Below are 20,618 nucleotides of genomic sequence, written 5' to 3' on the forward strand. Positions count from 1 at the left end.
TGGGATAAAGGAGATGAGTTTTTCTTGGATTTTACAACATTAGCACATGTATCGATTGGGGTTTTACTTGCATTTGTATTATTAATGATTTTAGATAAATATTTTAGAAGAGATATTGTCGATGAAAGAGAATTAAATGATGTTTTGCTAAATCAAGAAGAATTAATGAAACACGCACAGGATTTAGCACAAAATCATTATTTAATAAAAGATACAAAGCTTAACTATATGCTAATACCCCGCATGAATAAAAGCTATAATTACATAAAATCCGTATATAGAAGTATAAATACCGGTGAAGATACACAATCAATATCACAAGATGCTGAATGGCTGTTGGATAATTTTTACATAATTGAAGAGCAGGTAAAGGAGATAAGGAGAAGCCTATCAAAAGGATATTATTCAGGATTGCCAGGGCTTAAAAACAGCATTTTAAAAGGATATCCAAGGGTATATGCAATTGCGCTTGAATTAGTATCACATACAGATGGTAGGATTGATGAAGATACTGTTTTGAATTTCATCAATGCATATCAATCTAAATCTCTTTTATCAAGTGGTGAGCTATGGGCACTTGGGTTGATGATCCGCATTGCACTAATTGAAAATATAAAGAGAAGTTCAGAGAAGATAATCGTTACTCAAAAACAATGGCATAAAGCGGATGAAGTAGCTAATATTTTATTATCAAATAAAAATATTTCTTTTGAAGATGTTAAAAAATTAATACATGAAAAAGTAATTACAGTTGAAAGGATACCTACATCATTTTTTGAAAGACTGCTACAAAGAATAAGGATGAATAGCGATGATACCACAATATTGATTCAATATATAGATAGGATTCTTCAGGAATATGATACAAATATAACTAACATTGTAGAGATTGACCATCAGATACTGGCGGCACGACAGGTTTCTATTGGAAATGCCATTACAAGCCTTAAATATGTTTCTACGCTTGACTGGGCACAGATTTTTGAAAGGCTTAGCAATGTTGAACAGATTTTAAGACAGGACCCAGATGGTACATATCCCGCGATGGATTTTGAATCAAGGGACTACTATAGACATGAGGTAGAGAAGATCGCCAAAAGGTATAATACATCAGAGACATTTGTTGCAAGAAAAGCAATTGAATGTGCGAAGGAAGTATTAAATGACAATAATAAGCCGGGTTATATAAATCATGTTGGGTTTTATATAATAGGTAAAGGTAAAAGCATACTGGAAAGTAAACTTGACCACAACAAAAGCAATATAAGAATTAGAAGGCTTATTAAAAAATATCCTGCAGCATTTTATATTTCTTCTATAATAGCGTTAACAGTCATTTTTATTTGCGCTATAGCACTGTTGTCAATGAAAGTAGGTATAAGTGCATCAAATCTTGTAATAATGGTGGCTGTATCTTTAATACCCGTAAGCGAAATAGCAGTGCAAGCAGTAAATTGGACTTTGATGCACATAAATAAGCCTACAATCATACCAAAGATTGAGCTAAAAAATGGCATACCTGATGATTCTGCTACAATGGTAATAATACCGACATTGCTCACAAGTGTAAAAAGGGTTAAAGAACTTTTGTCGCAGCTTGAAGTAATCTATATTGCAAATAAGGAAAAGAATCTATATTTTGCACTGGTTGGGGATTTTAAAGATACTAAGGAAGAAAAACTACCAGATGACGATAAAATAGTCGAGAGTGCTCTAAATGGGATTAAAAAGCTAAATAAAAAATATTCTCCTGAGAAAGATGTATTTTTCTACTTTCATAGGAAGAGAATCTTTTGCAAAATGCAAGAGTCATTTATGGGATGGGAAAGAAAAAGAGGTGCAATTGTTGAGTTTAACGAGCTTTTGAATGGCTCAAATGACACAAGTTATAATATAAAAAGTACAGAAGAAATAGATAAATTACCACATATAAAATACGTGATAACTCTTGATGCAGACACAAATCTTACAATGGATACAGCTAAAAAGCTCGTAGGAACAATGATGCATCCTTTGAATAAGGCGGTAATTGACAGAGAAAGAAATATTGTCGTTGAAGGGTATGGGCTTTTGCAGCCGAGAATTGGTGTAGATATTGTATCTGCCAATACAACAAGATTTTCAAAGATTTTCGCAGGTCAAGGTGGGATAGATCCTTACACAACTGCAGTATCCGATGTGTATCAAGACCTTTTCGGCGAGGGAATATTTACAGGAAAAGGCATATATGATGTGGATGTATTTAGAAACATACTTAGAGATTTGATACCAGATAATGCTGTTTTAAGCCATGACCTATTAGAAGGTTCATTTGTAAGAGCTGGCCTTGTTACAGATATTTTGTTAATTGACGGTTTTCCAGCAAAGTACAATTCATACATGATGAGACTTCACAGATGGGTTAGGGGTGACTGGCAGCTTATACCATGGCTTTTCAAAAGAATTAGAAATAGAGAGGGAAAATTGATTGAAAATCCTTTATCAACTATATCTAAGTGGAAAATTATAGATAATCTAAGGAGAAGCCTTGTTGCGCCTTTTACTATATTACTATTATTTTTAGGTGTTTTGTCGCCAATTAATGGATTATTAAGCTTGGGGTTATCAATGTTAGTAATGTTTATGCCGTTTTTAGCTAGCGTATTAGATACATGTATAGGTAAAGTAAGAGTGAATACAGGAAGCCGCGATAATGTGATTACTACTGGAATAAAGAATTCATTTTACAGTAGTTTGTTACAGTTTGCTTTCCTTCCATATCAAGGATATATGATGACAGATGCTATAATTAGAACATTGTATAGGGTCTTTGTATCGAAACGCAATTTGCTTGAATGGGTTACTGCAGCAGACATGGAAAGGCGTCTTAAAAACGATCTTCTTAGTTTTTTAAGCAAAATGTGGATATCTATCACAATTGCATTAGCATTTATTATAGCTAGTGGGTATTTTAAACCCAATATGTTTTATTACGTTTTTGCTATCTCTGTTTTATGGATAATGTCGCCATATGTAGCATATATTGTAAGCTATCCTAAGGTAGACCATGATGTCGAATTATCAGAATCAAATATTAAAGAGTTGAGAAAAATAGCGCGAAGGACATGGAGATATTTTGAAGATTTTGTGACGGAAAAAGAAAATTATCTTCCACCAGATAATTTTCAGCTAGACCCATATGCCGGTATAGCCGAAAGGACGTCACCAACAAATATCGGCTTATATCTTTCATCTACAATAGCTGCAAGGGATTTTGGATTTATTGGCACAGTAGAAATGATCGATAGAATAGAAAATACAATAAGAACGATTGAGAAGATGGAGAAATGGCATGGTCATCTTTACAACTGGTATAAAACAGATACATTAGAACCACTGAGGCCTTTGTATGTATCAACGGTTGATAGCGGAAATCTTGTAGGGTATTTGATTGTGCTTAAAGAAGGACTGAAGGAGATTATAGAAAAGCCTTTGATAGAAGGTCTGTATGAAGGATTAGTGGATTTAATTGATATCCTCAATGAGGATATACCAGATTTGAAGATAAAAGATTATTATTTAAAAGATGATTTTAATATATACGATTGGAACCATTATTTGGATATGTTGGAGGATAAAATTGAAAGAATTAAAACAGATGATGAGAATGGCTGGTATCAAAAAACAAAGGATACTATTGCTTTATATAAAAAAGAAATAGATGAGTTAATACCGTGGACCAAAAACATTGATAATCACGGAATATACAAGAATTTATTAGATGACCTTTCATTAGAAGGTCTTAATTTGGCATATAAAAAGCTAATAGATTCAGATGAGAATTATGACAATAATAAAATAATGACGGCATTTAATAAGACAAATGAAATCTTAGAGAGAATTCACCATTTGATTGATAGATTACAGAATTTGATAGATGCAACCGAATTTAGACCACTATTTGATTCGAGAAGACAGCTTTTTTCTATCGGCTACAATATAGAGGATGAAAAACTGACAAAATCATATTATGATTTGTTTGCGTCTGAAGCAAGGCAAGCAAGCTTTATAGCGATAGCAAAAAAGGAAGTTGACATGAAGCATTGGTTTAGGATGGGAAGAATGGTGACAGCCGAGAGTAACTTAAAAGGTCTTGTCTCATGGTCAGGAACTATGTTTGAGTATTTTATGCCGCTTCTAATAATGAGAAATTACAAAAATACTCTCATAGATGAGACATATAAGTTTGTTGTAACAATGCAGAAGAAATACGCCAAAAAATATAATATACCATGGGGAATATCAGAATCAGGCTTTTACTCCTTCGACATTAGATTAAATTACCAATATAAAGCATTTGGTGTTCCAGGCCTTGGCCTAAAAAGAGGATTATCACATGACCTTGTAATAGCACCATATGGAACAATATTGGCTTTGCCAGTTGATCCGCAATCTGTCGTTACAAATATAGAGAAACTTAATAAGCTTGGTATGCTGGGAAAATACGGATTGTATGAAGCTATTGATTTTACACCTGAGAGGATACCATATGGGAAAAAATATGCGATAGTCAAAAGCTTTATGTCGCATCACTTAGGCATGAGCTTATTGGCATTGAATAATTTTATAAATGGGAATATAATGCAGAGAAGGTTTCATTCGGATCCACATATAAAAGCAGCTGAAATATTGTTACAAGAGAGAATACCCGATGGAACGATGGTGATGAGGGAAGAGATAGAAGCACAAAGGAAATTCGAAGAGCTATCAAAGGAAGATGTAAAGACCGTAAGAGTGATAGAAGAGTTTGAAAAGCCCCTTCCAGAAGTTCATATTATCTCTAACGGCGACTATTCAGTAGTGTTAACAGATAGAGGTACTGGTTACAGCAAAAAAGAAGGGATATCAGTTACAAGGTGGAGAAATAAATTAGGTGAGTTAGACGGGACATTTATATTTATACAGAACATAAATTCGAATACAACTTGGTCTGCTACACATGCACCATTTTTGGAGAAAAATGAAAAGTATAAAGTTGTTTTTACACAAGATATGGCGAAGTTTTACAAGAGGGTTGGGAATATTGATACAGAGACAGAGATTATAGTCTCCCCTGAAGATAATGCTGAAATAAGACGTGTAACGCTAAAAAACCACAGCCAGCATTCCAGGACATTAGAAATAACCAGTTACTTGGAACCTGTTTTAAGTGATATTAATGCTGACATAGCGCACCCAGCTTTTAATAAGTTATTCATAAAAACTGAAAATTTATACAGCAGTGACACAATAATAGCAAAAAGACGGCCGAGGGACTTAAGTAAACCATCTGTTTGGGCATCACATGCGGTAACTGTAGAAGGTGGTGAAACAGTAGGCGATACACAGTTTGAAACAGATAGGGTAAAGTTTATAGGCAGAGGAAGGACACTTAAAAATCCAATTGCACTTGAGCCAGATAGACCCCTATCAAATTCGGATGGGTCTGTACTTGATCCTATTATGTCATTAAGAAAAAGGATAAGATTAAGTCCAGGCCAAACGGCGATGGTAATTTTTATTACTGCAATAGGAGATTCAAAAAATGAGGTTTTAAAACTTGCAGAAAAATACAAAGATGTTGGAGCTACCGAAAGAGCTTTTGAGATGTCTTTATCAAGAGGAAAAGTCGAGCTTGACTATCTCAACTTAAAATCGGATGAGCTTAATCTTTTCCAGCGTATGCTGCCGCATATAATCTTTTTAAGCCCTATAAGGATGAAGAAGGAAGAATATATATTAAAGAACGAAAAAGGACAATCCGGACTTTGGGCATATGGAATCTCTGGTGATATTCCTATTGTACTTATGGAGATCGGCAAAAAGGAAGAACTTCCAATATTGAAACAGCTTTTAAAAGCACATGAATATTGGAGGATGAAAGGCATTCTTGTGGACCTTGTCGTTTTAAATAGCGATAAAGGCGGTTATATCGATGCATTAAATGACAAGATAAAAGACGTGATAAACGGAAGTTTTGCGTACAATATTGTAGGAAGTTATGGTGGCATCTTCTTGTTACAAAAGAGCAGTATGCCCCAAGAAGATATTGTGCTTTTAAATACTGTCGCAAGGCTATCGTTAAAAGGTGATATGCCAATATCTGAGCAAATAAAGCTCGATATAGCTAATGATGATGAAAGGTATATTGAATGGCCGGAAAAAGTCGATGTTAATTATCCTGTGCTACAAACGCATGTTTACTTGGAATATGATAATGGATGTGGTGGATTTTCTGATGATGGACATAGTTACATCATATGTTTAGAAGATAAAAAAGAAACACCCGTTCCATGGATAAATGTTATTTCGAATTATAAATTTGGATTTCAGGTATCAGAGTCAGGAAGTGGTTTTACATGGTCCGAAAATAGCAGGGAGTATAAGCTTACACCATGGTCGAATGATCCTGTTTTAGATGAAAGTGGTGAGATATTATATTTAAGGGATGATTTTACAGGAAAATATTGGACAATCACACCAAAGCCCATAAGAGAAGATGAACCATATATTGTTGAGCATGGCTTTGGTCATACCGTTTTTAGACATGTAAGCTCGGAAATAAAGCAGGATATGCTTGAGTTTGTACCAATGAATGATACTGTTAAGATAACTATGGTAAAGCTCAAAAATTTAAGCCATAAAAATAGAAAATTGAGCCTCTACTACTATGTAAAGCCTGTACTTGGTGTATTTGATAGTATGACATCGCCATATATAGTGACGGAAATGGATAAAGGTTTGGGTGCACTTCTAATAAGGAATATGTACAATGAAGATTTTCCAAATAGGATATCTTTCATTAGCACATCTGGCAATATACGTTCATATACGGGAAATTTGTCGGAATTTCTTGGATCAGATTTTGACATCAAACGACCAGAATCATTAAAAAAAGAATCCTTATCGAATAATGCCGGTGCCGGATATAATCCATGTGCAGCTATACAAATTGATGTCGAATTAAGAGAGGATGAAGAAAAAGAGATTATATTTATGCTTGGTACTGGTACATCCAATGAGGATGTGAATAGAATTATAAAATATTACAAAGATTTAAATAATTCAAAAGAAGCTTTGAAATATGTTGATACTTTTTGGGGAAATTTTGTGAGTACAATAAAAGTAAGCACACCTGATAAATCAATGGACCTTTTGCTAAACGGTTGGTTATTGTACCAGACAATATCATGCAGAATATGGGCAAGGTCAGCATTTTATCAATCTGGCGGCGCATATGGTTTCAGAGACCAGTTGCAGGATACCATGAATGTAGTTTATATTGCACCGGAGCTTACGAGAGCGCAAATATTAAATGCTTGTGCACATCAATACAAAGAAGGAGATGTAATGCATTGGTGGCATCCGGGAACAGACAGGGGTATAAGAACAAGGTACTCGGATGATTTATTGTGGCTACCATATGCTGTTGCAGACTATGTCAATGTAACTGGTGACAATAAAGTTCTAGATGTTGAGATGCCCTTCATTGAAGATGAACCTTTAAAAGATGGTGAAGATGAAAGATATAATAAACCGAGGATTGCAGAAGAGACAGGGACGGTTTATGAACACTGCATTAGGGCGATTGAACATTCATTGAGATTTGGTAAACATGGAATACCGCTAATGGGTTCTGGTGATTGGAATGATGGAATGAACATGGTCGGAAATAAAGGGAAAGGTGAGAGCATATGGCTTGGATGGTTTATGTATGTTACACTCAAAAAATTTATTCCTTTATGCTTTAAAAATAATGATAATGAAAAAGCAGAAAAATATAAAAATATAGCCATGGATATAATTAACTCAATAGAAGAAAATGGTTGGGACGGAAGCTGGTACAGAAGAGCATACTTTGATGATGGTGTACCGCTTGGCTCAAGTATAAACAGTGAATGCAAGATAGATTCAATTGCACAGTCATGGGCTGCTATATCAGGTGCGGCTAAGAAAGAGAGGGTAAAAGAAGCGCTTGATGCATTAGAAAACTACTTGATTGATTATGATAATGCTCTTATAAAGCTTTTGTCACCTCCGTTTGATAAAGGCGACCTTAATCCAGGATATATTAAAGGGTATGTGCCAGGTGTAAGAGAAAATGGGGGACAGTATACACATGCAGCAATTTGGGCTATAATGGCATATGCTGTGATCGGTGATGGTGATATGGCTTGTAAGCTTTATAGCATGATAAACCCCATAAATCATACAAGGACGCCTATCGAATGTGCAAAATACAAAGTTGAACCATATGTAATGGCAGCTGATGTTTATGCAGTCGAACCAAATGTCGGCAGAGGTGGTTGGACATGGTATACGGGTTCATCTGGTTGGATGTATAGAGTCGGCATCGAGCATATACTGGGGTTTAAGAAAATAGGTGATACCTTAATTATCGATCCATGCATTAATAAGTCATGGAAAAATTACAAAATTGAATATATGTATAAGGACAAAACAAAGTATATCATCAAGGTAAATAATCCTGAAGGCATAAATAAAGGTGTTCAGGAGGTATATGTTGATGAAAAACTTATTGATGATAAAAAGGTAAAACTAATTGATGATAATAAAGTTCATAGTGTAGTAGTTAATCTTGGAACAAAGGTAGCTGCAAAGATATAGTAGTGGGACAAGGACTGTTCTTTGTCCTACTTTTTTATTTCGCATTGGAAAATATTTCGTCTATTATTGCTTTTTATAAATGCGAAACAAATAAGTTTTATAATTTATATTTATTTTAATTTATTTTTATATTCTTATTGACTTTTTGTTCTATCTGTTATATCATATATATAACAGATAGAACAACTGAGGTGAAAAATCGGTGTTTTTAAAGATAGAATTCGAATCAGAGATACCTATATATGTACAAATTAGAAATCAAATAGTAGAGGGTATTGCATTAGGAAAAATAAAGGAAGGTGATTCATTACCATCTATAAGGCAATTGGCAGGAGATTTTGGTATAAATCTTCATACAGTAAAAAAGGCATTTGACATATTGAAGGATGAAGGATATCTGATTGTGCACAGGAGGAAGGGATATGTCGTTTGCAAAAATGCTGTTGTAGATGAGAAGTTTATAGGAAATTATAAGAATCAAATTAGTCCAATATTGGCTGATGCATATTGTAGAGGAATGACACATGAGGAGATAATGAAAATATGTGGAGAGATATTAAGACAATTTAAAGGGTGAAATACTTTATGTCAATATCATAATCTTATTTAATTAAATGAATACTAGGAGGTATCATAAATTGGATGTTTTAAGTTATATTAGTATATTTATAACATATGTTGTAATAATTATAGTAGGGTGTATAACACCATATGTTACACGAAAAAATATTATATTCGGTGTTTATGTACCAAAAGAATACTCGAATGATAAAGAAATTCAAAAGATAAGAAGAAGCTATGTCTATAATTTTTTGATATCAAGCATTGTTTTGCTTGCTATATTAGTATTAAAACTTAAAAATATCAATATAGCAATTGGCGGTTTTTTCATTGAAATAATTTTAATGTATATATCTTATTTAAGAGCACATTCACAGGTGGCTGCGTTGAAAGCTGAAAAAGAGTGGAGCAAAGACAAAAAACAAGCAGCTGTTGTAGATATTGATTTTAGAAAGAAACCTGTCGTTGTATCGCCATTATGGTTTATAATACCTGCCTTAATTTTTATTTTTACTGTTATTGTAGGAATTTATGTGTATCCATATTTGCCTTCCAAGATACCAATGCATTTTAATTCACAAGGTATTGTTGATTCATATGCAAAGAAATCCATAGGCTCAGCTTTTTTTATAAATATTATCCAATTTTTTATTATTGGAATAATGTTTGTATGTTATAAAGCAATCGAAAGTGCAAAGCAGCAGGTGGATCCATCAAATCCAGAGGCTTCTATAGAAAAAAATTTGAGATTTAGGAAGTTATGGTCGGGAATGATAATAATTACTGCCGTAATAATAAGTAAAATTTTTATGCTAGCTGCATTTATGGTATGGGGTATATTAAAGGAAATAAATTTAGCAAATATGTTAATCGTCATAGTAACAACCATCATTATTATTGTTCCGATAGTTTTAGCAATAATAACTGGCCAAGGTGGTGAAAGAATTAGGATCGAAGGAGAGGATAAAAGCACAAAATCTTTTAACAGAGACGATGATAAATATTGGAAATTGGGTTTGTTTTACTATAATCCTGATGATCCCGCAATATTTCTCGAAAAAAGATTTGGCGTTGGTTGGACGGTAAACTATGGAAACCCTATCGTATGGATTGGAATGATTATTTTTATACTTATAATGGTGGCAATAATATTACTTCCAATGTATTTGATGAAATAATTTTGATTAGGGGGAATTTATAATGATAAGTAATACATTTTTCTATTTTTACTAAACGGTTTAGAGAGATTATTTGCTTTTACACTGCAAATTGCTTTATCTATTTTAGTTTTATACAGCATTAGGAGTGGAAAATATAGGTATTTTATATATGCTTTATTAGCACACTTTATAACAGATATTGTGGCAGGTTTATATCAAGCCAAAGTAATTACAAGTATTTTTATAGTTGAGATAGTTTTATTTATAATGGCAATATTATCGTATGCCTATATAATAAAATCAAAAAATGATATTTGAAAAACCAGGTACAAATAGTCTCTAAAAAGTTACAAAATTGTTTCATATGGAACAATTTAACAGTTGATATGATAATTTGAGTTGAAATCTATCGAAAAGAATAAATTTACGAAAAATTTACTTATAGTCTATTGACATAAATATTTATAAGGCTAGTATTAGTATAAAGGGATAATATTTTAGAGAGGAGAGATTTTATGGATAGTTCAACTATTACGATTATAAGTACGGTCTTTATGGTCATATTTGCCATTGAGGGCATATGGTGGATCGTGTGGATGGCAATAGCTGCTGCAAGAAAGATCTTTGCTAATTTTTATTTCATGCTCATAACCTTTATAATTTGGTGTATAATTGACATAATATCACTACAAAATATGAATCCGGCTTTTGCAATTGTTGATTTCATATTAGCAATCGTACCATTTATAATACTTCCTGGCATGGTAAAAGTAATAACAGAATATCAGAGGGGCGTCCTATTCCGTTTTGGTAAATTATCAGGATTGTTAGGACCTGGCTTTAACGTAATATTCCCCTTTGGAATCGATAGAGTTATAAAAGTAGATTTAAGGACATTTACAATAGACGTCGCAAAACAAGAGATTATAACAAAGGATAATGTTCCTGTTTTCGTTGATGCTGTTGTATACTTCAATGTATTTGACCCTATTCTTGCAATAACCAAGGTCGCAAATTACACACAGAGTACAACATTATTGGGACAAACGATTCTAAGGTCTATACTTGGTCAGCATGAACTTGACGAGATGCTTTCTAAGCGTGCGGAACTAAATGAAAAATTGAGGCAATTACTTGATGAGGCAACAGATCCATGGGGCATTAAAGTTACTATGGTTGAAATAAAGAGCATAGAGCTTCCCGATACAATGAAGAGGGCTATGGCAAAACAAGCTGAAGCAGAAAGAGAAAGACGCGCAAAAGTTATATCTGCTGATGGTGAATTCCAAGCATCACAAAAACTTATGGAGGCAGCACAGGTTATTTCAAAAGAACCAGCTGCAATCCAATTAAGATATTTACAGACATTGCCTGAAATAGCAGCTGAAAAGAATTCTACTATATTGTTTCCTCTTCCAATAGAGCTTTTGAACGTATTTAAGAAACTATCCGAACAAAACAGTAATAATGAGGAATAGAAAAATGGTTTATAGGAGTTCGATTTATCGAATTCTAATTTTAATACTGTTATCTAAAAAATATCATAAAATATAACTGTAAATAAAGATTGTTGAATTAATTAGGATTTAAATGAAGGGATATTTATGAAGATAAATGTAATGACATACAATATCCACGGTGGAAAGGACATTAATGATAGACTTACACTATATGGCATTGCAAATTTAATAAGAGAAAATAAAGCAGACATAGTTGGACTCCAGGAAGTAGATTTCCATGTTAATCGTTCCTATTTTAAAAATGAGATAAAATACTTATCAAAGAAGCTAGGAATGTACTATGCATATGGACCAAATATTAGGCTAGGGTTTGGATCTTTCGGAAATGGAATATTAAGCAGATATAAAATTAAGGAAAATAAAAACTATCATCTATATTCAAAAGGTGAAAGAAGAGGATTGCTAACATCATTAATAGAACTTTATGGTGAAAAATTATGCTTCATGACGGCACATCTTGGATTAAATAGTGATGAAAGAGTTAAGCAGGTTGAAGATATAATAAAGGCGATGGAAAATTTTAAGGGGAATATAATTTTGACTGGTGATTTTAATGAGACACCATCTGGAAAAGCCTATTCAATTCTAAAAGACACTCTTATTGATGCAATTTATAGTTCAAAATCTGATTATTTTTCATATATGGATGGTGATAAACCAGTCAGAATAGATTATATAATGCATTCAAGAGATATAATGGCTGAATCAATTAAAGCGATTAAAACGGATCTATCAGACCATTTCCCTGTGATAACATCATTGACAATTTAAATTCAAATAAGAGGACAGGTATCTTGTTTTTACATCAAACGTTGCACCTGTCCTCTTATTTACGTGTCTTTTAAAACTACTTGACACATCTAATAAAATAATTTAAAATTAATATAACAAATTTCCGCACTTTATCAATTTACCATATTAAAGTGCAATGCTTATATGGAATTTGATTGTGAGGTGTTTTAATGAATTATTTACCTGATGGTGTACAGGATTTTCTACCTGAGGAATACAGGTTTAAACATAATATAGAAGAAATATTGAGAAAAACTTTTGAGACTTCCGGCTATGAGGAAATAATGCCTCCTACTTTTGAATACAGTGAAAATTTTAGCAATACTTCTGGACTTATATTTGATAAAAATAATCTCTATAGGTTTTTCGATAAAAAAGGAAATATTTTAGCATTGAGGCCGGATGTCACGACGCAGATTGCAAGAATTGCTGCAACGAAGTATAGTGATTATCCTGTAAAATTTTGCTACATAGCGAATGTTTTTCGCTATGATAATCCTCAAGTTGGCCGAATGAGGGAATTCACACAGGCGGGAATCGAGCTTATAGGTAAGAATCACGAATATTCAGATGCTGAATGTATAGCGGTTGCGGTAGAATCTTTAAAAAACGTAGGAATAAAGGATTTTAAGGTTGATATAGGACAAGTTGAATTTTTTAAATCGGTTCTTGCTGAATTAAATCTTAAAAAGGATGATGAACAAGTCCTAAAAGAATTGTTAGAGCAGAAGAATCAGTCTGAAATAGAGTATTTCCTTGAAAAGAATAATATTAAAGGAGTTAATTTTGAATATATTGTGAACCTCCCACTGCTTTTCGGTGATATTGAAGTTATAAAAAAGGCAAAAGATGTATATAAGATAGAAAAAGCTCAGGAAGCACTTGGATATTTAGAGCATGTGTATGATATGTTAAAAGATTATGGTATGGAGGACTATGTAATGTTTGACCTTGGTATGGTACAGAGCATTGACTATTACACAGGTCTCATTTTCAGGATATTTGTAAAAGATCTGGGCTATGCCATTTGTGCAGGCGGTAGATATGATAATCTTCTATACAATTACGGTAAAAATCTTCCCGCGACTGGATTTGCCATAAGCGTAGAGAGAGCTATGTTAGCACTTCAAAATCAAAGTGTAGATTATACAAAGAAACCCTACAGTGTTGGAATTATCCATACAAATGAAAATAGGAAAAAAGCATATAAGTTGGCATTGAAATTGAGGAAAGAAGGAAAGATTGCAGAACTTATTAATAATGATGATATGAATTATTTAAAGAAGAAAAAGTTTGATGAAATCATAGAAATAGGTGAATATGATGGATAACATAACGATTGCTCTACCAAAGGGAAGGATGGCGGAAAAGTCTTTTGAGCTTTTTACGTCTTGCGGACTTTCGCAAAATCTTTTAAATGATATATCGAGAAAACTTGTTATATATGATATGGGAAGTCATCTAAAATTTATATTGGTTAAGCCCACAGATGTACCAACATATGTTGAGCATGGTGCAGCAGATATAGGTGTTTGCGGAAAAGATGTATTATTAGAATTAAACCGTGATTGCTATGAAGTGTTGGATTTAAAATTTGGCAAATGCAAAATGGTTGTTGCAGGTCCTAAAGCGAGAAAAGATAATTTTTTAAGCAATAAAAGGGTAGCAACTAAATTTCCAGCAATAGCAGAAGAATTTTATAGAAAAAAAGGTGAGAATGTCGAGATTATTAAACTCAATGGATCTGTCGAATTAGCACCGATTGTAGGATTATCTGAAGTAATTGTCGATATTGTCGAAACAGGTACTACCCTTAGGGAAAATGGTTTAACAATCTATGAAGAAATATTTTCATCAAGTGCAAGGCTTATTGTGAATAAAGCTAGTATGAAAACAAAAAGCGACAGAGTGAAAGAAATCATATATATATTAAAAAATGCTGTTGATAATTAGATAATACTTAATTTAATTTTGTTGTTTTATGGAAACTATAAAAATGTGGCATTAAAGCAATATTTACTAATAAAAAATTTTTGCATAGCGAAGGGAATGAATATAACGTGATAAAAATATATGATTTTCGAGATAAAATAGATGAAAGCATTTTTAAAAGATTATCAAACAGGTCTAAACTCGAAAGAAAAGATATAGTTAAGAGTGTTGACGAAATCATAGAAAATGTAAAAACGTATGGTGACAAGGCTTTATCTAGCTATACATTAAAATTTGATGGTGTTACAATTGATGACAATTCTTTTGAGGTTGAGAAAGAAGAGATAGATGATGCATACAATAAAGTTGGCATGAGCTTTATTAATGCGATTAGAAAGGCAATAAAAAATATAACAGAATACCATGAAAATCAAAAACAAAAAACATGGATGGATTTTAAAGGTGGCATAGTCTACGGTCAGAAAGTTAGGGCACTTGAAAAAGTAGGGATATATGTTCCTGGTGGGACCGCTTCATACCCATCTTCTGTTTTAATGAATGCAATACCTGCCAAAGTCGCTGGTGTAAAGGAGATTATTATGGTTACTCCACCTGGTAAAGATGGGCTAAATCCATATGTGCTTGTTGCGGCAAATGAAATCGGAATATGTAAAATTTATAAAGTTGGTGGTGCACAGGCTGTTGCTGCACTTGCTTTCGGTACAAAATCCATACCAAAAGTAGATAAAATAGTCGGCCCAGGGAATATATATGTTGCAATGGCAAAAAGATCGTTGTACGGATATGTAGATATTGATATGGTGGCAGGGCCCAGTGAAGTACTTGTAATTGCAGACGAATATGCAAATCCAACATATGTTGCAGCAGATCTCCTCTCACAGGCTGAACACGACCCTATGGCATCGGCGATGCTTGTAACAACATCATATGAATTGTCGAGGGATGTATCATCAGAAATTGAAAGACAAATGCAATACTTAAAGCGAAAAGATATCATTAATAAATCTATAGAAGATTATGGAGCTATAATAATTGTCAAGGAATTAGATGATGCAATCGAGATAGCAAACCAGATCGCACCAGAGCATCTCGAACTTGATATAAAAAATCCATTTGAAATGATTGGCGGGATAAAAAATGCCGGTGCAGTATTTCTTGGGGAGAATTCACCGGAACCCCTTGGTGATTATATGGCAGGACCAAATCATGTACTGCCGACAAGCGGGACGGCAAGATTTTTTTCACCACTTTCTGTTGATGATTTTATAAAAAAAATGAGCATTTTATACTATGATAAGGAGTCTTTAAAAAGTGTATCAGATGACATTATAGAACTTGCGGAATCAGAGGGCCTTGATGCACATGCTAATTCTATAAAAGTGAGGTATAAAAGATGATTAGCGATCTACTGAGAGAAGAAATAAAGAGATTTAAGAATTATGAAGTTTACAATATTGAGTGTAAGTACAAGATGGATGCAAATGAAATTCCTTTTAAACTCCCCGAGACAACTATTGAAAACCTGCAAGAAATAGTATGTAATGCAAATGTCAATAGATACCCTGATCCTGTTAGTATGAAATTAAAAAAGAGACTTTCTGAATATTGTGGTGTTTTGCCTGAAAATATAATGGTTGGCAATGGCTCTGATGAGCTTATCCACATTATTATGAATGCCTTTGTCGATGTTAATGATTATGTAATATATCCTATGCCATCATTTAGCATGTATAAAGTATATGCACAGATAGCTGGTGCAAATCGAATTGAGATAAGTTTAAATGATGATTATTCATACGATGCAGATAAATTCATAAATGCTATTAAAAAATATAATCCAAAAGTTACAATTTTATGCACTCCTAATAATCCTACTGGCACTGTCATTAGTAAAGAAGATATTATAAAGATACTAAAACATAATCATGGGCTTACTGTTGTTGATGAAGCATATTATGAGTTTTATGGTGAAACAGTTGTTGATTTAATAAAAGATTATGAAAATCTTATTGTCCTAAGGACACTTTCAAAGGCATATGGACTTGCTGGCCTTAGAGTTGGCTACCTTGTTGCAAATGTTGAAACAGTAAAATGCCTTAGCATGGTTAAATCGCCATATAATGTAAATAGCATATCACAGGCAATTGCACTAAATGTATTGGAAAGTGATGTTATAAAAAATAGAGTAGAATACATCAAAAATGAAAGACAATATCTTTTAAATGAGCTAAATACAATACAGGGGATTAAGATATACCCTTCAAATGCCAACTTTATACTTATTAAGTTTAATAATGCAGATTATGTGTACAATAAGCTTATTAAATGTGGCATACTTGTGAGAAATTTCTCAAAAGATCCGGGACTATATGAAACACTTCGCATAACTATAGGCACAAGGGAAGCCAATAATTATCTTGTAAAATGTTTGAAAGAAATTTTGCAATGAATGTAAACACTGTGTCATTTTGAGCAATCTTGAAAGGAAGAAAGTTAATATGAGATATGGGGAAATCACAAGAAAAACAGGTGAGACGGATATAAAAGTCAAGATAAATATAGATGGCAGTGGAAATTCCGATATCGATACAGGGGTCGGATTTCTTGATCATATGCTTACACTATTTTCAAAACACGGACTTTTTGATTTGGATGTCAAAGCAAAAGGCGATTTATATGTTGATTCTCACCATACTGTTGAAGACATTGGCATAACGTTGGGACAGGCTTTTTTAAAAGCCATCGGTGATAAAAAATCTATTAAGAGATATGGTGTATCATATGTTCCAATGGATGAAACCTTGGTAAGAGTAGTTGCTGATATAAGCGGAAGACCTTATATATATTATGATATGAATTTAAATGCGCAAGTGCTTGGAAATTTTGAAACAGAGACGGTTGAGGATTTCTTGAGGGCATTTGCACTTAATTCGGGCATAACACTTCATGTAGAACTACTTCACGGCAAGAATACACATCATATTATTGAAGCAGCTTTTAAGGCATTAGGCAGAGCACTTGATGAAGCAGTGAAAATCGATGAACGAATTAATGGGGTACCATCCACAAAGGGAATCTTATAATTAAACTATCTTTTCTTAAAAGGTGGTGTTATTTTGATAGGTATTATTGATTATGGCATGGGAAATTTAAGAAGTGTCGAAAAGGCTTTTCAGTATATAGGAGAAGATGCTAAAATAATCGATGATGTAGGCATGATAAAAGAGGCTGATGCACTTGTACTACCTGGTGTAGGTGCATTTCCAGATGCTATGGAAGTACTTGACAAAAAAGGTCTTACAAATGTAATAAAAGATGAAGTAAAAAAGGGAAAGCTCTTCCTTGGCATATGCCTCGGCATGCAGCTTTTATTTGAGAGAGGCTATGAAGTAAAGGAAGTGAAAGGACTGGGCTTTCTAAAAGGAGAGATAAGGGAGATTGAGACAGATTTAAAGATTCCTCACATAGGGTGGAATTCTCTTTTAATCAAAAGGGATACACCCCTTTTGAGGGGATTAAAAGATGGTGACAATGTTTACTTTGTTCATTCATATTGCCTTGTAAATGGTGATGAAGGAGATATCTGCGCTGTAGCAGAATATGGCGTAGAAATACCGGCTGTCGTATGTAAAGGCAATATATTTTCGTGCCAGTTTCACCCCGAAAAAAGTGGAGATATTGGTCTTCAAATATTAAGAAATTTTGCAGATATGCTGTAATGTCATGATTGAATTTAACGGAGGGATTTAATGTTAATAATACCTGCTATAGATATAATCGATGGGAAATGTGTTAGACTTACTAAAGGTGATTATGATACAAGTACAGTTTATTATGAGAACCCTGCAGAAGCTGCAAAAATGTGGTGTGATTATGGCGCGAAGAGGATTCATGTAGTTGATTTAGATGGAGCGAAAAATGGATATATAATAAATATCAAAGCTATCGAAGATATAAGAAAATCCTGTAATGCCGAGATTGAGGTTGGTGGAGGAATAAGGGATTTGAAAACAGTCGATTTGCTATTTGATATGGGAATCGACTATATAATACTTGGAAGCATCGCTGTTTATGATAGAGAGTTTGTTCGTAATTTGGTATCACAATATAAAAATAAGATTATAGTTGGCATAGATGCCAAAGACGGGTATGTTGCAGTAAAAGGCTGGATAGAAAAAAGCGATATAAAAGATGATGTACTTGCATCTGACATGAAGGAGATCGGTGTAAATACAATTATATATACAGACATTAAAAAAGACGGCATGTTGAACGGACCAAATTTTGATTCTATTACAAAAATTATTAAAACAGGTGTTAATGTTGTTGCATCTGGTGGCATTACAACTATAGATGACATAATAAAGTTAAAAAAGATAGAAGCGTATGGAGCAATTCTTGGCAAAGCGCTATATACTAAGAAACTTAATTTAAAAGATGTACTGGAGGCGGTATGATGCTTTCAAAGAGAATAATACCATGTCTTGATGTAAAAGATGGAAGAGTTGTAAAAGGGGTTAATTTTGTAAATCTCAAAGATGCTGGTGATCCTGTAGATATTGCAGAAGTCTACAACAAAGCAGGTGCAGATGAGATAGTTTTTCTTGATATTACAGCGTCATATGAAAAACGTGACATAATGATAGATGTTGTCAAAAGAACATCTGAAAAAGTCTTTATTCCACTTACTGTTGGTGGTGGTATCCGCACAGTTGATGATTTTAGAAAGATATTAAAATCTGGCGCAGATAAGATATCAATAAATTCGGAGGCTGTCAAAAATCCCGATTTAATAAAGGATGCGGCAGTGAAATTTGGATGTCAATGTGTTGTTGTTGCAATAGATGCCAAAAAAAGGAAGGATAATACCGGATATGATGTCTATATTAATGGCGGGAGAGTTAATACAGGGTTTGATGCGGTTGAATGGGCAAAAAAAGTTGAAAGCCTTGGAGCAGGTGAAATTCTTTTAACAAGCATGGATGCTGATGGTACAAAAAACGGCTATGATGTAGAACTTACGAGGATTATAGCCGAAGAAGTGAGGATTCCTGTTATAGCATCTGGTGGTGCAGGGAAAAGGGAACATTTTAGGGAAGTATTGACCGATGGTAAAGCTGATGCAGCATTAGCAGCGTCATTATTTCACTATGGTGAGCTTAAGATAAGTGAACTTAAAAAGTATTTAAGAGAATGTGGTGTACCAGTTAGAATAATATGAAAGGAATTATGCATATGAATATAGAAGAGTTAAAATTCAATGAAAGAGGGCTTATTCCTGCGATAGTACAAGATTACAATACAAAAGAAATCCTTATGATGGCATATATGAATAAAGAAAGTCTTAAATTAAGCATAGAAAAGGGCGAGACATATTTTTTTTCAAGAAGCAGACAAGAGCTGTGGCATAAAGGTGAGACATCAGGGAATACGCAGAAGATTAAAAAAATCTCATATGACTGTGATGGTGATACACTTCTTATAGAGGTAGAACCGAAAGGACCTGCATGCCACACCGGAAATGTAAGCTGCTTTTATAGAGATATATTAAAGAGCGAAGATATAAATAATAGCGATGCATCGATACTTTATAATCTCTATGGTAGAATAAAGGGAAGAAAAGAAAATCCTGTTGAAGGGTCGTATACAAATTATCTTTTTGATAAAGGGCTTAATAAGATTCTTAAAAAAATCGGCGAAGAAAACACAGAAATAGTTATTGCCGCAAAAGAAGATTCAAAAGACGAAGTTATTTACGAAATTGCAGATTACTTATATCACCTTATGGTTCTTATGGTTGAGAAAGAAGTAAAACTTGATGAGATTTTTAATGAACTTTCCAAAAGATATTACAAAACTGATGAATTCAGAGAGGAACATAAAAAGAGGAAAGATATAAAGTGATTTGCATTACTGCATCTTCTTTTGTAACAATAAAAAATCACCACAGTTACTTGCATTTCTGATAAGACTTGCATTTTGTATG

The 20,618-nt window shown here is 33.4% G+C and carries 15 protein-coding genes; all 15 read left to right on the plus strand.

Translation table 11 applies throughout. The features are described 5' to 3' along the window. Positions 1 to 84: 84 nt before the first annotated feature. The 15 genes from CPG45_RS10830 to hisIE all read left to right on the plus strand — a co-directional run bounded on the left by CPG45_RS10830 (position 85) and on the right by hisIE (position 20,536). On the plus strand, positions 85 to 8,646 hold the full coding sequence (locus tag CPG45_RS10830; protein ID WP_172856646.1) for a glycoside hydrolase family 94 protein: 8,562 nt from the start codon (positions 85 to 87) through the stop codon (positions 8,644 to 8,646). Positions 8,647 to 8,848: 202 nt separating this feature from the next. Then, on the plus strand, positions 8,849 to 9,223 hold the full coding sequence (locus tag CPG45_RS10835) for a GntR family transcriptional regulator (protein ID WP_096231893.1): 375 nt from the start codon (positions 8,849 to 8,851) through the stop codon (positions 9,221 to 9,223). Positions 9,224 to 9,284: 61 nt separating this feature from the next. Then, the gene (locus CPG45_RS10840; protein ID WP_096231894.1) at positions 9,285 to 10,385 is read left to right on the plus strand and encodes a DUF1648 domain-containing protein; all 1,101 of its coding nucleotides are present in this window, start codon (positions 9,285 to 9,287) and stop codon (positions 10,383 to 10,385) included. Between the two features lie 36 nt (positions 10,386 to 10,421). After that, complete coding sequence (locus CPG45_RS10845; RefSeq protein ID WP_096231895.1) at positions 10,422 to 10,685, plus strand: YhfC family glutamic-type intramembrane protease; 264 nt, start codon at positions 10,422 to 10,424, stop codon at positions 10,683 to 10,685. Positions 10,686 to 10,882: 197 nt separating this feature from the next. Beyond that, positions 10,883 to 11,845, plus strand: coding sequence for a slipin family protein (locus CPG45_RS10850; protein ID WP_096231896.1), 963 nt, complete (start codon positions 10,883 to 10,885; stop codon positions 11,843 to 11,845). Between the two features lie 126 nt (positions 11,846 to 11,971). Then, positions 11,972 to 12,658 carry an endonuclease/exonuclease/phosphatase family protein gene (locus tag CPG45_RS10855; protein WP_096231897.1) on the plus strand — a complete coding sequence of 229 codons (687 nt, stop codon included), beginning with the start codon at positions 11,972 to 11,974 and terminating at the stop codon, positions 12,656 to 12,658. Positions 12,659 to 12,849: 191 nt separating this feature from the next. Next, on the plus strand, positions 12,850 to 14,010 hold the full coding sequence (gene hisZ / locus CPG45_RS10860) for an ATP phosphoribosyltransferase regulatory subunit (protein WP_096231898.1): 1,161 nt from the start codon (positions 12,850 to 12,852) through the stop codon (positions 14,008 to 14,010). Next, positions 14,003 to 14,632, plus strand: coding sequence for an ATP phosphoribosyltransferase (gene hisG, locus CPG45_RS10865; RefSeq protein ID WP_096231899.1), 630 nt, complete (start codon positions 14,003 to 14,005; stop codon positions 14,630 to 14,632). The genes hisZ and hisG overlap by 8 nt, the downstream gene beginning before the upstream one ends. A 107-nt stretch (positions 14,633 to 14,739) precedes the next feature. Then, positions 14,740 to 16,029, plus strand: a complete 1,290-nt coding sequence (gene hisD / locus CPG45_RS10870) for a histidinol dehydrogenase (RefSeq protein WP_096231900.1) — start codon at positions 14,740 to 14,742, stop codon at positions 16,027 to 16,029. Beyond that, the gene (gene hisC, locus CPG45_RS10875) at positions 16,026 to 17,081 is read left to right on the plus strand and encodes a histidinol-phosphate transaminase (protein ID WP_096231901.1); all 1,056 of its coding nucleotides are present in this window, start codon (positions 16,026 to 16,028) and stop codon (positions 17,079 to 17,081) included. Before hisD ends, hisC begins: the two co-directional genes overlap by 4 nt. 49 nt (positions 17,082 to 17,130) lie before the next feature. Continuing rightward, complete coding sequence (hisB, locus tag CPG45_RS10880; RefSeq protein ID WP_096231902.1) at positions 17,131 to 17,715, plus strand: imidazoleglycerol-phosphate dehydratase HisB; 585 nt, start codon at positions 17,131 to 17,133, stop codon at positions 17,713 to 17,715. A 33-nt stretch (positions 17,716 to 17,748) separates the two neighbouring features. Beyond that, the gene (hisH, locus tag CPG45_RS10885) at positions 17,749 to 18,351 is read left to right on the plus strand and encodes an imidazole glycerol phosphate synthase subunit HisH (protein ID WP_096231903.1); all 603 of its coding nucleotides are present in this window, start codon (positions 17,749 to 17,751) and stop codon (positions 18,349 to 18,351) included. Between the two features lie 30 nt (positions 18,352 to 18,381). Further along, complete coding sequence (hisA, locus tag CPG45_RS10890; protein WP_096231904.1) at positions 18,382 to 19,089, plus strand: 1-(5-phosphoribosyl)-5-[(5-phosphoribosylamino)methylideneamino]imidazole-4-carboxamide isomerase; 708 nt, start codon at positions 18,382 to 18,384, stop codon at positions 19,087 to 19,089. Further along, on the plus strand, positions 19,089 to 19,853 hold the full coding sequence (gene hisF / locus CPG45_RS10895) for an imidazole glycerol phosphate synthase subunit HisF (RefSeq protein ID WP_096231905.1): 765 nt from the start codon (positions 19,089 to 19,091) through the stop codon (positions 19,851 to 19,853). Before hisA ends, hisF begins: the two co-directional genes overlap by 1 nt. A gap of 14 nt (positions 19,854 to 19,867) precedes the next feature. After that, a complete protein-coding gene (gene hisIE, locus CPG45_RS10900; RefSeq protein WP_096233571.1) occupies positions 19,868 to 20,536 on the plus strand; it encodes a bifunctional phosphoribosyl-AMP cyclohydrolase/phosphoribosyl-ATP diphosphatase HisIE in 669 nt (222 codons plus the stop codon). Positions 20,537 to 20,618 lie beyond the last annotated feature (82 nt).

Source organism: Thermoanaerobacterium sp. RBIITD (assembly GCF_900205865.1).
In the GTDB taxonomy this organism is placed as follows: domain Bacteria; phylum Bacillota; class Thermoanaerobacteria; order Thermoanaerobacterales; family Thermoanaerobacteraceae; genus Thermoanaerobacterium.

What these genes read in the sequence shown, in the direction of transcription:
- hisZ (WP_096231898.1), top strand. Translation starts at nt 12,850, where the DNA reads ATGAATTATTTACCTGATGGTGTACAGGATTTTCTACCTGAGGAATAC.
- hisB (WP_096231902.1), top strand. Translation starts at nt 17,131, where the DNA reads ATGAGATATGGGGAAATCACAAGAAAAACAGGTGAGACGGATATAAAA.
- hisF (WP_096231905.1), top strand. Translation starts at nt 19,089, where the DNA reads ATGCTTTCAAAGAGAATAATACCATGTCTTGATGTAAAAGATGGAAGA.
- CPG45_RS10855 (WP_096231897.1), top strand. Translation starts at nt 11,972, where the DNA reads ATGAAGATAAATGTAATGACATACAATATCCACGGTGGAAAGGACATT.
- CPG45_RS10850 (WP_096231896.1), top strand. Translation starts at nt 10,883, where the DNA reads ATGGATAGTTCAACTATTACGATTATAAGTACGGTCTTTATGGTCATA.
- hisG (WP_096231899.1), top strand. Translation starts at nt 14,003, where the DNA reads ATGGATAACATAACGATTGCTCTACCAAAGGGAAGGATGGCGGAAAAG.
- hisIE (WP_096233571.1), top strand. Translation starts at nt 19,868, where the DNA reads ATGAATATAGAAGAGTTAAAATTCAATGAAAGAGGGCTTATTCCTGCG.
- CPG45_RS10830 (WP_172856646.1), top strand. Translation starts at nt 85, where the DNA reads ATGATTTTAGATAAATATTTTAGAAGAGATATTGTCGATGAAAGAGAA.
- hisA (WP_096231904.1), top strand. Translation starts at nt 18,382, where the DNA reads ATGTTAATAATACCTGCTATAGATATAATCGATGGGAAATGTGTTAGA.
- hisC (WP_096231901.1), top strand. Translation starts at nt 16,026, where the DNA reads ATGATTAGCGATCTACTGAGAGAAGAAATAAAGAGATTTAAGAATTAT.